We start from the raw sequence: 16,176 nt of genomic DNA, 5'->3' as shown, positions 1-16,176 counted from the left end.
TGCTATGAGCAGCCGAAATGATTGCAAGGGATGCCGGGATGATTACCGCGTGACGGACGCGCAAATCGATCGCATCTTGGCGGCGCCGATGTTTCAATCTGGTATCAGCGTGCCGGATAACGTTTACGAGGAACGCTTGCAGGCATGCCGGGCATGTCCGAAGTTTCAATATGGCACCACATGTACAGTATGCGGCTGCTTCGTCCGGATCGCTGCCAAATACAAAGACCGCGCTTGTCCGAATCCGGGAGACAGCCGTTGGCTGAAGCATGCCTAATAAGATTTATTAAAGCATATGAAGACCGCCCACCGCGCTAATGGTGGGCGGTCTTTTTGTATATGGCGGGGCAATGTCAAATGTACGGCGGAAATTCATAACTTTTAGCCTGATATTGCAAATACAATCGGAATTCAAGTTTGTAAAATAAAGGTATCGGCAGCACGCTAAGCTTCAATTACGGTTATGTGGCAATGGCATGCAAGGCCGACAGCGTTTTCCTCGCAACGATAGTGATACGAAACGTATCGCTTCCGGACGTGAGCAGACTATACGTCTTTTTCGTTGAGACAACCACACATTTTGCTTCGAAAGGGTCGATTGTTATGTTGAATTGTAAGCGTTCTATTTCGGTTGGGTTCATGATTATGCTGCTTGCGATGGCTTTGCCGAATTTCGTTTTTGCAGCTGAGTCGCCAGTTTTCACGCTGCAGCAGGAAAAATCGGATCGTGAGATCCGGGTTGTGCTGACGGCCGATAAATTAACCGATATGTATGCCTTTGAAGTAAAGCTCTCCTTCGATAAGTCAAAGCTGCGATTCAAAAGCGCGGTAAGCGGGATGACGGGTTATTCCATTACGCCGCTTGTGGAAGGAAGCCAACTGGTATGCGCAACGACGAAAATCGGCAAAAAAGCAGGTGAGAACGGGAAGCTTGTTCTCTCCACCTTGTTGTTTGAGCAATTAGGAACTGGTTCTGCTGACATTAAGCTTACAGATGTGAAGCTCGTGGACAGCAAACTTCAGCCGCAAACGCTAAAACCGGGGGTCAAGCTGGCAGCCGTACTTAACAGCGCGGGAACGGTCTTGAAGGATATCAATGGTCATTGGGCCAAAGCAGCCATCGAACGGGGCGTTGCGCTCGGATTTATAAAGGGCTATAGCGACGGAACGTTCCGTCCTAACGCCTACGTATCCCGTGCAGAGTTCGCTGCTATGCTCGTCCGAGCCCTTGACTTGAAGGCAGGCAGCGCCGGGAATCCGGCATTCAAGGATGCCGACGGCATTCCTAGCTGGGCGGCAGAGGAGGTTGCAGCTGCGGTTGCGGCAGGCATGCTCACAGGTTACGAGGATCAAACCTTCCGCCCAAGCAAGCCAATCAACCGGAGCGAAATTGCCGTCATGGTAACAAGGGCACTCAAATGGCCGGTTGATTCGGCGCAAAAATCCGTTTTTGCCGATCGTGAGCAAATTCCGGCATGGGCTGAACCTTCTGTCGCTTTGGCGGCACAAGCGGGCGTTATCAAGGGCAGAGGAGCCAATCTTTTTGCGCCGGCTGCGAATGCGACTAGGGCAGAAGCGGTAACGCTGCTGCTGGCGATCATCGATTTGAAAAAATGACGCGGTGATCATTTACATGTGATCAAGAAGCAATGGAGTGGATGCAATGAAAAGCTCAGTCGTAATCATTGGCATGTTTATTGCCGCAACGCTCTTCGGCATGCTGCTTATTTTCCAAACGGACGAATCCAGCGAAGCTGGGGGCAAGAAGCTTAATGCTTCTTCCCTCGAGAGCGTGCTTAGCGTAAGCCAGGAAGTGGCGCTGCACCGAAAGGCGACGTCGGGAGTAAAGGCTCCATCTTTTACCTTGAAGGCGGTAGACGGGAAAACGCACACGGTAGGCGAGACATATGACAAGCCGATCGTACTGCAGTTTTGGGCCAGCTGGTGCGAGGCGTGCAGCATTGAGGCGCCAACGTTGCAGAAGCTTCACGGACGGTATCGGGACAAAATCGATTTCTATGGGGTGAATTTATCCGCAGAAGAGAAGCAAGCCGATCGGATTAGCGATTTTATTCAAAAAAACGGGTGGAATTTCACGAATCTGCTGGACGCCAACAAACGAGCTTCGTATTTGTATGAGCTGCATGCCCTGCCTACGACATTCATTATCGATACGGACGGCACGGTGCTGGACACCTTCCATCTGATTGATCCGATGGAATTCGAGAGCAAGCTGAATATGCTGTCCGAAGGGAGGTGAGCATCGCTAGAGGCCAATGCGGGACGGAATGAGCAGGTATGGAATGAAGCGCAAGCCGGCAAGACCATAGACCGAGGGAGTGAAGCAGGATGAAATTCAGCGCAAAGCTGAAGACATGGATGGCAATACCGCTTATTTTCTCCATGTACGCAAGCCTTTTTATGCCGGCAGTGCATGTGGAAGCTTCGGCAGAGCCAGAACCGGGATTTTTCGAGGATCATTTCAACCGTTCGGTCATTAATGAGAAATGGCAAGTGGTTGACGGGGCTTGGTCCATGCAGAACGGGATTATGACTGCCGATAGCGGCTCGGGCTCGAAAGCGTTAATCAAGGACAATGATTTACAGGATGGCAGCATGGAGGGAGACATCAGCTTCCCGGACCGGAAAGGCGATGCAGGATTTCTTCTGAGAACGATAAGCGCGGCACCCGGAGCGGACAATGTGAAAGGTTATTATGCAGGCATATCCGCCCAAGGAACCGGCAGCGTTTTTCTGGGGCGTATGGATAATAAATGGACCGAGCTGAAGCGAGCCTCGATTCCCGTCAATCCCAATACGATCTACTCCTTTAAGGTGAGCGCTATCGGCTCGCAAATTAAGTTCTATTTGAACGGTTCGCTCGTTCTGGAGCAAACGGACACAACCTATACGAAGGGGCAGGCAGGCGTAAGGATTTATCAGTCCAAGCCAACCTACGACAATATTCGGTTAGCCGACGAGAAAGGAGCAGAACGATTCGTGGATGCTTTTGATTCGGAGGTTGAATCGGTCGCCCTGCCGAATTGGCAGCCGCTCAAAGGCAATTGGAAGCTGCAGTCCGGCGGTATTACGGTGAACGCAGGCCAGCGGCAAGCTCTATTCGTGAAGGATACGGTCTTTCACGATTTCACGGTAGAAACAGACATCTCGCTGCAAGACGCGGCAGGCTCGGCAGGACTTGCGTTCCGAAGCCAGCCTAATGTCAAAGACAGGCAAGCAGACGGTTATTATGTTAGCCTGCGGGGTGATGGCAGCCTTGTGCTGAGCCGGCTCCATAAGGAATGGACCGAGCTTAAGGTAGTAAAGGCACTGGATACCGTGAACCTTCAAACGTTTTATCAGCTCAAGGTCGTCACATACGGCTCCGGCATCAACGTATTTCTGGACGATATGCATAATCCCGTTATGGAATATGAAGACGACAGCGAGCTGAAGTGGTCTTCGGGAGGAATTGGAGTATGGGCGGATGATGCACAATCCGTATTTGATAACTTTATCGCCACTGATTATGCTGTCCCAGTCGAATCGTTCAAAGAGCCGATTGCGAATAAGGACCCGCTTGCGCAAACGCCGTTTGTACCGCTGCCGTTAGGCTCGGTGAAGGCGGATGGATGGCTGCTCACCCAGCTTGAGCTCATGAAAGAGGGCGCGACCGGGTACGCGGAGGATTTGTATGGCGAGCTGAACACGAACTCGGAATGGCTCGGGGGAACCGCGCCGGAATCGAATTGGGAACGTCCTGTCTATTATGTGAAAGGGTTGGTAGCCCTCGCATATACGCTTGATGATCCGGAGCTAATCTCGAAGTCGCAGAAATGGGTAAGCTGGATTCTTGCGAGCCAGCGTGAGGACGGTTTTTTCGGTCCTGCCAGCGACAATGATTGGTGGCCGCGCATGGTAGCGCTCTACGTGCTCAAAGATTATTACGAAGCGACCGAAGACGAGCGGGTGCTCTCGTTTCTTACGAATTACTTCCATTACCAGCTGAATAACCTGGACGCGCGGCCGCTTAGGGATTGGGGCCAAGTCCGCAGTGGAGACAATCTGAATGTGGTACTGTGGCTGTATAACCGGACTGCAGATCCGTTTCTGATCCAGCTAGCCAAGAAGCTGCATGCGCAAGGAACCGATACGACAGACGTGTTTACGAACAATAACTTCCTCACCCCAGCTAAGAGCAACCCCGACAACTTCTACACGCAGCATACGGTTAATGTCAATCAATCGATTAAAACCTCAGCCATTTATTCTCAAGTTTCGAATAATGAAGCGGATAAACGGGCTTTCCAGGCCGGGAATCAGCATCTCGACCAATTGCATAATCAAATTACCGGCATGAACTCGGGTACGGAGATGCTTGCGGGTCTGTCATCGACGCAGGGCGTGGAATTATGCGCTATCGTGGAGCGGATACATAGCAACGCCGTCGCCGCAATGATTACGGGCGATCCCCATATCGGAGACGCACTCGAGAAGATCACGTTTAATTCGCTACCGGGCTCCATGAGCAAGGATCTGAAGACGCACCAGTACTACTCGCTTCCAAACCAGGTGCAGAGCGGCGTGACGGATCATGGCTTTAAGCAAAACTACGGCAACGGCACGGTGCAATCGCCATATTCCGGATTTCCGTGCTGCCGCTTCAACATGCATATGGGCTGGCCTTATTTTGTTAAGGATATGTGGGCAGGCACGTCTGACGGAGGGCTTGGCGTTATCGCCTACGGACCTAGCCGTGTCTCGGCTGCCATCAAAGGCGCAAACGTAACGGTGAAGGAGACGACGAATTACCCTTTCGAGGATGAGATTACGTTCACGATCGAGGAGGCTTCCGAAAGCGTGACGTTCCCGCTTAAGCTCCGCATACCGGAGTGGACGAAGAACGCGGCCATTACCGTTAACGGTCAGCCGCAGCCTGCTGTGAAATCCGGTGAGTACTATACGATCGAAAGACAATGGAAAGAAGGAGATACCGTTTCATTGACGCTTCCAATGGAAATTAAAACGTCGGCTTGGGTTAACAATTCCATAGGAATCGAACGCGGCCCGCTTGTTTTTTCCCTTAAGATCGAAGAAAACTGGGTAGAAAAATCGAATCCAGCTCCGCACATCAAAGCGCCTGGCTTCAAAGAGTACGCGATAGATGCCAAGTCGCCTTGGAATTACGGCCTGCTGATCGACCGTGACAATCCTGGAGCTTCCATCGAGGTTGTCACCTCCGAAATGCCGGAAAATCCTTTCCTGCAGGAGACGACGCCAATCAAGCTGATTGCCAAGGGCAAACGAATTCCGGCTTGGGGCAAAGCGCCTAACGGTGTCTCGGCAGCTGAGCCGCCTGTCGGTCCCGTCTACTCCGCAGAGCCGACTGAAAAAATTACGCTAGTTCCGTTCGGCGCGGAAAATTTACGAGTGACGTATTTCCCGGAAGCAACGGAGGATGCCAGTGCTATTCCGGCCAAATATGAGGCTGAGCAGGCAAAGCTGTTCAAAGCTGCGGCTCGCACGAATAACGCGTACGCATCCGGGTCCAGCTATGTGGGAGGCATTGATTACGCCGACAGCTATGTCAGCTTCGATCAGGTTGAGGCTCCATCTGCAGGGACCTATAAGATGTTCATTTGGTACGGGCAAAATACCGGAAATTACCAGCCAGCGACGGCCAAATTAACCGTTAATGGCGGTGACGAGCAGTCCGTGGAGCTTGCAGGCTCGATTAATTGGGGCAGGTTCATGGCAACGAGCATAAACGTTGAGCTAATGGAAGGCAAAAACACCATTACGTTCATGCGGGGCAGCGGACCGAGCCCCGGCTTCTATGAGCTTGATTACATTGCGTTGTCTTCAGTCAGCGATGAACCAGATGAGCACGCAGCAGCTCCGAAGGCTGTATGGAGCGGGGCTGCAAGCTTGGTGAGCGGTGAACAAGCCGCTTATACGCTAGCCGTTCAAGGCGTTACGGATAACGTGTACCAAAACGTCTACGCGCAAGACGTGACGGTTACTTACGATCCGAGCAAGCTTAGCTTCTCAGGTGCCGTATCGCTGCGCGAGGGCTTGGCGGTGCTAGAGCCGAAAGAGCTTGCGCCGGGGAAAATTCGCATTTTAGCCTTCGGAGAGGGAGTTGCTTTGGCGCCGAACGAAGCATGGCTGAAGCTTTCCTTCCAAGCGGCAATGCTGGAAGAGGCAGCAGATACGCTTATTTCGGTAGTCGACATGAGTTTAGCTAACAGCGAGGGGCACGAGCTGCCGATTTCTGGAGCGCGGCATTCCGTGCACATTCAAGCAGCACCGGCGGACAAAACCGCATTGGATGATGCTATTTCGTCTGCCCAAGCTGCTTATGACGAAGCGGTTACGGGCACGCAGACAGGGCAATACCCTGCGGCAGTCAAGCATCAGCTGCAAGCCGCGATTAACAAAACGAAGCTGACTGCGGAAGACGCGCAAGCGACAAGGGCTCAAATCGCCGCAGCCATTCTGAAGCTCACCGAAGCGCTTGAGCTTTTCCGAGCAGGCGTCATTAAGCCGACCGACGGCGACGTGAATCATGACAATAAACGCAGCATTGGCGACCTGGCTATCGTTGCTGCCGTTTACGGCAAGACGAGCAGCGATCCGGATTGGGAGCAATACCGCAAGGCAGATCTAAACCGCGACGGAATCGTTGACATCGAGGATTTGGCAATGCTTGCCGCGTGGATAACGGGCTAAACGGACCAAGGAGGAAGACGCATCACTTCCTCCACCTGATTTATTCTTTTCCATATGAATATTTGGAGGTTCTGCGCATGTTGAAACGAAGCAAAGCAATCAGTACGATCGTGGCCCTATCGATGTTGTTCGCTTTATTATCTTCTGCCCTGTCTTTCACGCCTCGCGCTGTGGCGGCGGAAGAAGCGTCTTCTCCTGAGTATCACGGCTTGAAGGCCGAATATTACCTTGCGGGAGGCCCGCCCGATTTCACCTTCGGCACCTTTAAAGGAACGGGTTATGACCCGAATTTGGATATTTCCAATCTGGAGCCTTCGATCAAAATGTACACCGGCCAAGAAAATCGGGTCGGCATCAGATGGACGGGATTTATCGAGCCGGCATACTCCGAAAATTATACTTTTTACATTACCGGAGATAACGGGTTCCGTTTGTGGATTGACAATAAGCTGACCATTGACCATTGGGTAGCTGATTGGGATAAAGAACAAACCTCGATTCCGGTCGCTTTGACCGCCGGGCAGAAATACAGCATCAAGCTTGAGCTGTTCGAGGACAACGGCGGATCGAACGTGCATATGCGCTGGTCGAGTCCGAGCGTTGCGAAGGAGCCCGTGCCGACGGAGGCGTTCTACCTGCCTGATGGCTTCGCGCCGGGAGGTACGGTGCTTGAGGACGGCTTGCAAGCGGAGCTGCCTTTCCCGGAAGCATTGAAGCCGCTAACGCCTGAATTTTTGAACCATTTGCGGGTTAGCATCTCGACTGGCAACATCGCGATTGCATCGGCGGCACTGAAGGAAGGTGACGATAAAGTCATCGCGGTGACCTTCAAGGATCCGCTTTACTCAAAGGACGTAGGCAATGTTAAAGTAAGCTACGACGGACTCGGAGGACTGACGACACAGGCTGGGTCAGCGATTCCTGGCTTTGACAAACCAATGCTGAACGGTTCGAAATACCAGATCATGTCGCCATGGGCGGATGACGTGGACAAAGAAAACGTGCTGCCTGAATACCCTCGGCCGCAGCTTGCACGCGACGAATGGATCAATTTGAACGGAGAGTGGGAGTTCGAGGCTGCGAAAAAGGGAGAAGCCATTCCTTCAGGCCAAACGTTGAAAGAAAAAATCCTCGTGCCGTTCGCGGCGGAGGCGAAGCTCTCTGGCATTAATCGGGTGGAGGACCTGATGTGGTACAAACGCAGCTTCGCGATTCCGGACAATTGGGATGGGCAGCGCGTAAAGCTTAATTTTGGCGCAGTGGACTATTTGGCTACCGTATACGTGAACGGACAGCTAGCTGGCAGCCATAAAGGCGGTTTCACATCGTTCAGCTTCGATATTACCGATTATCTGGTGCCTGGCGATAATGAACTGATCGTAAACGTGCTGGATGAGACGGATATGGGTGCCGATCAAGCCGTTGGCAAGCAAACCGTCAAAAAACTCGGGGGTATTTGGTACACGTCCGTTTCGGGGATCTGGCAGACCGTATGGCTGGAGCCGGTAGCTGAAGCGCATATCGACAAGCTGGATATGGAGACGGATATCCATGGCGGCGTTCTGAAGCTAACGGCAGCAGGCAGCGGCATACAAGGGGAAACGGTTGAAGCCGTTGTCCTCTCAAGCGGAGAAGTCATCGGATCGGCAACGGGAGCCATCGGTTCGGAGATCAAGGTGGCTGTACCGAACGCTCGCCTGTGGTCGCCGGATGACCCGTTCCTTTATGACTTAAAGGTTTATGTGAAGGACGGCGGCCAGACGGTCGACGAGGTTTCGAGCTATTTTGGCATGCGGGAGATTAAGCTCGGGAAAGTAGACGGGATAACGCGTCCGCTGCTGAACGGTGAGTTTGTCTTCCAAATGGGGCCGCTTGACCAAGGCTATTGGCCTGACGGTATCTATACGGCGCCTACTGACGAAGCGCTTAAGTTTGATATTGAAGCGGTGAAGCGCGTCGGAATGAACACGATCCGCAAGCATATTAAAGTGGAGCCTGCAAGATGGTACTACTGGGCAGATAAGCTCGGCGTGCTCGTATGGCAGGATATGCCGAGCCTTGAAGATCGGCAGGGCAATAAAGGCGCAGATATTACGCAAGCTACCAAGACGCAATGGTTCAAGGAATACAAAGAAATGGTCGATCAGCTGCGCAGCGTAACGTCGATTATCATATGGACCGTGTTCAACGAAGGCTGGGGTCAATTTGACCAAGGCGGCCAGCAGACACGGGATGCGACAGCATACGTAAAAAGCCTCGATTCTACGCGGCTTGTCAACAGTACGAGCGGCTGGTGGGATGCAGGGGCAGGCGATTTGCTCGATGTGCATCGTTACCCTGATCCAGGCGCGCCGAACCCTAGCGATACAAGAGCAGCGGTACTCGGGGAATATGGAGGCTTAGGCTTGCATGTTCCGGGGCATGAATGGAGCCCGCTCGTATTCTCGTACCAATTAATGAACAGCAAGGAACAGCTAACCTCTACGTATGTGAATTACGTGAACAGGCTGAAGGCTTTGAAGGAAACGGGCTTAAGCGCAGCCATTTACACGCAAATTACAGATGTGGAGTACGAGATTAATGGGCTTCTATCTTATGACCGCAAGGTGGAGAAAATGGATTTCAACCGCATTGCGACCGCTCACCGCGAGTTGATTGGCACGGCTACCAAAGCGGATCTGCTGGCCGAGGTCGAGGTTTCGGAAGCATTCCTTGGCAAAGCGAAGCCCGGAACAGGGGCTGGCGAGTATAAACAAGCATCCATCGATGCATTCCATGCCTTAGTTGAAGCAGCCAAGGAAACGGCACAGGACGGGCAAGCGGCCCAAGCGGCTATTCAGCAGAGCCTAAAAGCTCTTCAAACGGGCCGTGCACAGTTTTTCACCGAGGTTAACGCGCCAATTCCCGCAGGCTCGGCAGTGGATGGGTTCGATGCCGCTGCGTTGGATTCCGCGTGGACGATTCTAAGAGCGGATAACGCCAAATGGTCATTGACCAGCAAGCCGGGATACCTAAGCTTGGCTACATCAACCGGTGAAACGTTCCAGAATACGAATACGCTGCCGAACATCTTTCTAAAAGCTGCTCCAGCCGGAGACTTCGCAATCACGACGAAGATCGATGCGGCTGTTCGGAAAAACTTCCAGCAGGCAGGGCTATTGCTCTGGCAGAATGATGACAATTACGTTAAATTAGGCCATGTATGGGATACGGAGGGTGCAACCGGTAAAAGCATAGAGACCGCATATGAGAAAAATGCCGTCTACACCAAAGCGGCGAATATGGCGAAGCATCCCGGTTATGACACCTCGTATTTGCAGTTGAGAAAGATTGGAAACGTCGTCTCTACATTCTACTGGGACGGGACCGCTTGGAAGCCGGCTGCCGATCCGGTCACGGTCAGCTTAAGCAATTTGAAAATCGGTTTTTATGGCTTGTCCGCAGGCGATCAAACCTCTGTGCAGGCGAACTTCGATTATTTCTCTGCAGGTCTGGTAACGAATGCAGATAAAACCGTGCTGCAAGCTGCCGTGGCTTCCGCTGAAGCTTTGCTTGCTTCTGCGGTTGTCGGTACAGAGCCGGGACAATATCCACAGCCTGCTAAGGATGCTTTTGCCGCAGCGGTTGCAGCAGCCAAAGCAACGGCAGCCAATCAGGGGGCTGCCCAGGCGGAAGTAGATGCAGCCGTCGGCACATTGGTGCAGGCACAGGCTGCGTTCTCTGCAGAGGTTATACCGTCAGCAACTGACGGTACTGCTACAATTTCCGGAGTCTCGCAGGTAAGGGCTGGCCAAACTTTTGACCTTTCCATAGGCCTCACAGGCATTTCGGCAGAGGACTATCAAACCTTGTATGCGCAAATGCTTACGGTCAGCTTCGATCCGGCGAAGGTAGCGTTTGTTGAAGCAGCGTCGCTACAAGCGGGCTTTGGCATCCTTGAACAGAAAACAATAGAGCCGGGTAAAGTGAGGATCATTGCAGCCGGCCAAGGGAACGGGCTTGCAGCCAACTCGCAGTGGCTGAAGCTTAGCTTCCTCGCAGCCGCATCAGGCGCGTCTAGTTCTGCGCAAATTACGGTAAGCGGCGTAGAAGCGGCTAACGGTGAAGGTGGCGAGCTTAAATTAGAGGGTGCGTCGCACGAGATTCAAATAAGCGCTCAGGTCGATCTATCAGGCTTAAACCAAGCGATTACGGCAGCTGAAACGATTTACGAAGGCGCGCAGGTTGGTACACAGCCTGGACAATATCCGCAAGCGGCTAAAGCTGCCTTCGGAGCAGCTATTGCGAAAGCAAAAGCGGTAGCGGTTAATCCGAACGCAACGGTCCAACAGGTAGCTGCGGCGATTACGGAGCTCGGTGCAGCCGTAACGGCATTCCAAGCATCCGTATTATCCGGCGACATAAACGATGATCAGAAGATTACGATAGGCGATCTGGGCATCCTTGCGGCAGCCTACGGGAAAACAAGCGCTCATCCTGACTGGCCGCAATTCAAGAAATCCGATCTCAATGCCGATGGCAGAATCGATATTGAAGACATTGCTATGCTTGCTAGATGGATTCTGGGCTAACGTACGGCTTGTCATGACTTAATTCGAAAAAGGTGACTGGCAGCGATACGCTGTCAGTCACCTTTTTCGTTTGCTCGGCTGCTGCTCTAAAATTGCGGAGCGCGATGATGATGGCCGTATTTTTGCTGCGGCATGACTTGGTTCGGATTTGCGGCTTGTTGTTGAACAAAGGCTTGATTGGCAGACGGGTTAGCTGTAGATTGGCCTTGAACGGGATTATAGCTGCAGTCGCGCGGAGGTCCGAGCACAACCGTGTTCTTTATCGGAGCGAGCGTCGTTTTGAGCGCTGTTTCATCGAGGCAATACGTATAAGCGAAAACATTGGTTGGCGTTAAACGCAAGATGTCGGATCCATAAATGACGTCAGGCACGTTGGCATCGAAAATAGCGAGAAGATGCGTGTTGTCTTGCGTAGCAATTTCATAATGCCACCAGCCCTGGGGTATGTTGACCACTTGGCCTGGCGTAACCAGGTAGCGGAGATACTGCTTCGTGAAGGGGTTCAAGAGGGAGACCTCTGCCGCTCCCGAAATGCAATAAACCAGCTCGGAAGCATTCTGGTGGTAATGCGGCTCGATGACATTTCCTTTGCTAAGGAAAATATCGAGCAAGGATATGTTTTGCAGCGTATTTAATTGATTAACGGATAAAAGATTGAGGTAGTTGTTAGCATCTTTTTTGAAGATCGGGTTGGTGTTGACATCGAAAGCAAATTGCGTCCCGGGAGACGTGTAGTCCATCTGCGTGCTCATTCGAATAAATGCCCCTTTTCATTAAGCTGATGAATCTTATGAGGTAGGGTATGTGTTTGCCTAGATGGGTGTGAATATTTTTTGTGAAAAAAATGAAGCCCCCCATGAGCCGAATATGGCTTTTGGAGGGCTGTCCCGTTATTTATAGGTTGGAAGCCAGCTGCCATGGGCTTCAATCAGATCATCGCAAAGCGACACGATGTCATCCATGGAAAGCTCGGCAGACGTATGTGGATCAAGCAGGGCTGCATGGTAAATATGATCGCGCTTGCCAGTGATGGCAGCCTCGATGGTGAGCAGTTGCGTATTGATATTCGTGCGGTTCAATGCAGCCAGCTGCGGCGGAAGATCGCCTACATACGTAGGGGTTACTCCGTTTGCATCGACGAGGCAAGGCACCTCAACGCAGGCTTCCTTAGGCAGATTAGTAATCAAACCGGTGTTCATGACGTTGCCGCCGATTTGGAATGGATTGTTGGTCTCAATCGCCTCTAAGATGTAGGAAGCGTATTCATGACTGCGGCAGTGTTCGAGATTGCTGTCGTTGACAAGCGACTCGCGCATCGTTTTCCAGCCTTCGATTTGGTTCACGCAGCGGCGCGGATATTCATCGAGCGGTATATTGAAGCGTTCGATGAGCTCGGGATAATTGCGCTTAATGAAGTAGGGATGGTATTCAGCGTTATGCTCGGATGATTCGGTAATGTAGTGGCCGAACTTGAGCATCAGCTCATAACGGACCATATCATGATGCTTTTCCTTTTGCTTTTCGGCTGCGCGGCGTTTAATTTCAGGATAAAGATCAACGCCGTCCTTGCTTGCTTCAAGCAGCCATGCCATATGGTTGATGCCTGCGATTTTGTATTTGACGCCTGTCGCATCCATATCCAAATGCTCGAACAAATGCGGCAAGCATACTTGTACGCTATGGCAAAGACCCACGGTCTTCACGCCGCCGTACGTATTCATCACATTGGTCAGCACGGCCATCGGGTTCGTATAGTTCAAGAATAAAGCATCCGGACACACTTCATTGATGTCGCGGGCGAAATCCAGCATGACCGGAATGGTACGCAGATTGCGGAAAAGGCCGCCGATGCCTACCGTGTCCGCTATCGTTTGGCGCAGACCGTACTTCTTCGGTATTTCAAAGTCTGTAATCGTACATGGATCGTAGCCGCCTACCTGGATGGCATTTACGACGTATTTGGCGCCACGAAGAGCTTCTTTACGGTCTGAATACGCTTTAATTTGGCAGGTGCTGTTGCTCGTTTTTTTGAGATTAAGCAGGATTTGTTCCGATTCATTCAGTCGTTGTGCATCGATATCGAATAAAGCGATCTCAAAGCCTTGCAGCGCAGGTGTCTGCATGACATCGCCTAGAATATTTTTGGCAAAGACGGTGCTACCTGCTCCGATGAAAGTGATTTTGGACATTAGAGATTAGCCTCCCATTAATTGATTGCTGACTCCTTTAGTATAAAGAGGACATTGGCAAATGAATATGGAAGGAAAGAAGGTTTATATGGAGAAATGTCGCATCATTTAGTATGATAGGCAGAGATAATTTCAAAGGGGTGCTGCAATGGAATCGCATCATACATACTCGATTAACCTGAACAGATCTCCGCTTAAAGGTGAAATGTCAGTCTTATTTGCTGGCAAGGGTCAGCCGGTCGCAGGTCATTTTATCGGTCCGGCCGTTCATGATTTTTTTTTGATCCATGTCGTCTTAGATGGCGAAGGTGAATTCGAGACGTTAGGGAAAGCGTATACATGCAAGGCAGGGGATGCATTCGTCATTTTTCCGGACATTTTGGTTAAATACCAGGCTAGCATGACCAATCCATGGAGCTATGCTTGGGTCAGCTTTTCGGGCGATATCGTGGAGACGTCGCTCAGTTCAATCGGCATTACGCCCGACTATGCGGTAATTCGAGATTTCTCCTTATCTGCTGCGCAGAAGATGCTTAGAACGATCCGAAAAAGTATGGATAAAAAGAATTCGCCTGCGCTTGGCAATATGGAAGCGTCAGGCTGGCTAAGGCTGCTGCTGCATGAGCTAGGGAGTAAACATATCGGCGATACGGAACAGTCTGCCATTCCCGATTCCCACTCCTTCCGCCAAATTGACCAGGCGATCCGCCTGATGTCGCTGCAGTATGGACAGCAGCTGTCGATCGAAGGAATTGCCCGCACGCTCGGCTACCATCGCGCCCATTTGACGCGGCTGTTCAAAGAGGCGACGGGCTTGTCTCCGATGCAATATTTGCTCAAAGTGCGTATGAAGAAAGCCGAGGAGCTGCTCGGAAGTGAGCTGACCGTCGCCCAAATCGCAACATCTGTCGGCTACAATGACCCGTTGTTTTTTACGAAGCAATTCCGCAAATGGAGCGGGCAATCCCCCTCAAGCTACCGTAAGTCGATCGTAGGGGAAGCAACCAATCTCATAACGTAGAAATCAACGCTTTGACAGTTAAGGGCGAAGAAGCCAACCACAACAAAGAGCAAAGAAGCCAATCATAACAAAGAGTGAAAACCATAGATTCAAGCAAGTAAGAACCAGTAAACCAACCTTTACACAATTATGAGCCCAGAAGCCAACCATTTAACAAGTAAGAACGAAGAAACCAACCTCATAACAACTACGAAACAATAAAGCAACTACCCAAGCAAGTAATAACAAACTAATTAGTTTAGAGTACGTTGCACTTTGTGCAATAGAAACCTCACATATGGCCTGTCTTAGCGGCTACGTTGCAGAAAGTGCAGTAGAATCACCCATTTACGTGTTTAGTAGGCTGCAATTCAGCCAAACTGTTGCAGAAACTGCAACGTAGCAAAAAATTGGTTACTCAAACGACGGATAGATTGTACAAAGTGCAACGTAGTTCAGGGAATGGTTGGAGAACATGCGAGGGAATAGAGTGAAGCCAAAGAGCCAAAGAGCAGCAGTTCAACAGAGCAACATGTGTAAAGTACGTTGCACTTTGTGCAATAGAAACCTTACATGAGGACCAATCTTAGTAGCTACATTGCAGAAAGTGCAACAGAATCGTTCTAATACGTGGGTAACAGGCTGCAGCTCAGCTAAACTGTTGCAGAAACTGCAACGTAGCAAAAGAAAGGTTACTCAAACGACGATTAGAGTGTATAAAGTGCAACGTAGCAAGGGGCGGTGGGGGGAGGAAGTTTTAGGGGGACTAATAGTAACCAACCAACCAACCAACCAACCAACCAACCAACCAACCAACCAACCAACAGCAGGTAACAGCAAACAGCAAACGATCACTGTGGCGTACATTGCACTTTGTGCAATAGAAACCTTACATGAGGGCCAATCTTAGTAGCTACATTGCAGAAAGTGCAACAGAATCGTTCTAATACGTGGATAACATGCTGCAGCTCAGCTAAACTGTTGCAGAAACTGCAACGTAGCAAAAGAAAGGGTACTCAAACGACGATTAGAGTGTATAAAGTGCAACGTAGCAAGGGGCAGTGGGTGGAGGAAGTATTAGGGGGGAGTAATACCAACCAACCAACCAACCAACCAACAGCAGGTAACAGCAAACAGCAAACAATCACTGTGGCGTACATTGCACTTTGTGCAATAGAAACACGCGTAAATCATGATTCGTCAGGCTACGTTGCAGAAAGTGCAACAGAAAAGGTCATGCGAGTGAGATATGGTCTGCAAAAGCGCCTTTCTATTGCAGAAACTGCAACGTAGCAAGAGCGAGGTTAGTTGAACGACGATTAGAGTGCATAAAGTGCAACGTAGCAAGGGTGGTTGGGTGGAGGGAGTACTTTAAGGGAGGATTAGTCATCAACCAACAACTAATCGCCAACTAGCAGCAGGAACAGCAAACAATCACTGTGGCTTACATTGCACTTTGTGCAATAGAAACACGTTTAAATCATGATTCGTCAGGCTACGTTGCAGAAAGTGCAACAGAAACGATTATGCGAGTAAGATATGGTCTGCGAAAGTGCCTTTCTATTGCAGAAACCGGTTAGACCCCTTAATTCCGGAGTGCTGCCAACCAAATAATCAAATTACGTAGCCAAGCTTGTTATTTGGCCTATTTACATGGCTTTATGGAACTTACTTTGATCCTCCA

General features: G+C 50.8%; 9 protein-coding genes. 7 read left to right on the top strand and 2 right to left on the bottom strand.

From position 1 onward, the window contains the following. Positions 1–4 precede the first annotated feature (4 nt). The 5 genes from AC0YN3_RS29390 to AC0YN3_RS29370 all read left to right on the top strand — a co-directional run bounded on the left by AC0YN3_RS29390 (position 5) and on the right by AC0YN3_RS29370 (position 11,303). Positions 5–277 carry a DUF6171 family protein gene (locus AC0YN3_RS29390; RefSeq protein WP_475778465.1) on the top strand — a complete coding sequence of 91 codons (273 nt, stop codon included), beginning with the start codon at positions 5–7 and terminating at the stop codon, positions 275–277. Between the two features lie 326 nt (positions 278–603). Then, positions 604–1,617 (top strand): S-layer homology domain-containing protein, encoded by a 1,014-nt coding sequence (locus AC0YN3_RS29385; RefSeq protein WP_475778464.1) that lies wholly within the window; start codon positions 604–606, stop codon positions 1,615–1,617. 46 nt (positions 1,618–1,663) lie between these two features. Beyond that, a complete protein-coding gene (locus AC0YN3_RS29380; protein ID WP_475778463.1) occupies positions 1,664–2,260 on the top strand; it encodes a peroxiredoxin family protein in 597 nt (198 codons plus the stop codon). Between the two features lie 89 nt (positions 2,261–2,349). Next, the gene (locus AC0YN3_RS29375) at positions 2,350–6,732 is read left to right on the top strand and encodes a beta-L-arabinofuranosidase domain-containing protein (protein WP_475778462.1); all 4,383 of its coding nucleotides are present in this window, start codon (positions 2,350–2,352) and stop codon (positions 6,730–6,732) included. 77 nt (positions 6,733–6,809) lie between these two features. Further along, the gene (locus AC0YN3_RS29370) at positions 6,810–11,303 is read left to right on the top strand and encodes a PA14 domain-containing protein (RefSeq protein WP_475778461.1); all 4,494 of its coding nucleotides are present in this window, start codon (positions 6,810–6,812) and stop codon (positions 11,301–11,303) included. A gap of 86 nt (positions 11,304–11,389) precedes the next feature. On the opposite strand, the gene AC0YN3_RS29365 is transcribed toward AC0YN3_RS29370, so the two are convergent. Both AC0YN3_RS29365 and melA read right to left on the bottom strand, forming a co-directional pair. After that, positions 11,390–12,055, bottom strand: coding sequence for a cupin domain-containing protein (locus tag AC0YN3_RS29365; protein ID WP_475778460.1), 666 nt, complete (start codon positions 12,053–12,055; stop codon positions 11,390–11,392). Positions 12,056–12,193: 138 nt separating this feature from the next. Continuing rightward, on the bottom strand, positions 12,194–13,492 hold the full coding sequence (gene melA / locus AC0YN3_RS29360) for an alpha-galactosidase (RefSeq protein ID WP_475778459.1): 1,299 nt from the start codon (positions 13,490–13,492) through the stop codon (positions 12,194–12,196). Positions 13,493–13,640: 148 nt separating this feature from the next. On the opposite strand from melA, the gene AC0YN3_RS29355 reads away from it, so the two are divergent. After that, positions 13,641–14,513 carry an AraC family transcriptional regulator gene (locus tag AC0YN3_RS29355; protein ID WP_475778458.1) on the top strand — a complete coding sequence of 291 codons (873 nt, stop codon included), beginning with the start codon at positions 13,641–13,643 and terminating at the stop codon, positions 14,511–14,513. 1,044 nt (positions 14,514–15,557) lie between these two features. Then, entirely contained in the window at positions 15,558–15,785 is a 228-nt protein-coding gene (locus AC0YN3_RS29350; RefSeq protein ID WP_475778457.1) for a hypothetical protein, read from the top strand. The last annotated feature ends 391 nt before the right edge of the window (positions 15,786–16,176 follow it).

The organism is Paenibacillus sp. J22R232 (genome assembly GCF_056269165.1).
Note: the sequence above shows the minus strand (reverse complement) of the source record. Positions and strands in the feature narration are given on the sequence as shown.

Coding starts and splice junctions, on each gene's coding strand:
- AC0YN3_RS29390 (WP_475778465.1), top strand. CDS start 5: ATGAGCAGCCGAAATGATTGCAAGGGATGCCGGGATGATTACCGCGTG.
- AC0YN3_RS29385 (WP_475778464.1), top strand. CDS start 604: ATGTTGAATTGTAAGCGTTCTATTTCGGTTGGGTTCATGATTATGCTG.
- AC0YN3_RS29380 (WP_475778463.1), top strand. CDS start 1,664: ATGAAAAGCTCAGTCGTAATCATTGGCATGTTTATTGCCGCAACGCTC.
- AC0YN3_RS29375 (WP_475778462.1), top strand. CDS start 2,350: ATGAAATTCAGCGCAAAGCTGAAGACATGGATGGCAATACCGCTTATT.
- AC0YN3_RS29370 (WP_475778461.1), top strand. CDS start 6,810: ATGTTGAAACGAAGCAAAGCAATCAGTACGATCGTGGCCCTATCGATG.
- AC0YN3_RS29365 (WP_475778460.1), bottom strand. CDS start 12,055: ATGAGCACGCAGATGGACTACACGTCTCCCGGGACGCAATTTGCTTTC.
- melA (WP_475778459.1), bottom strand. CDS start 13,492: ATGTCCAAAATCACTTTCATCGGAGCAGGTAGCACCGTCTTTGCCAAA.
- AC0YN3_RS29355 (WP_475778458.1), top strand. CDS start 13,641: ATGGAATCGCATCATACATACTCGATTAACCTGAACAGATCTCCGCTT.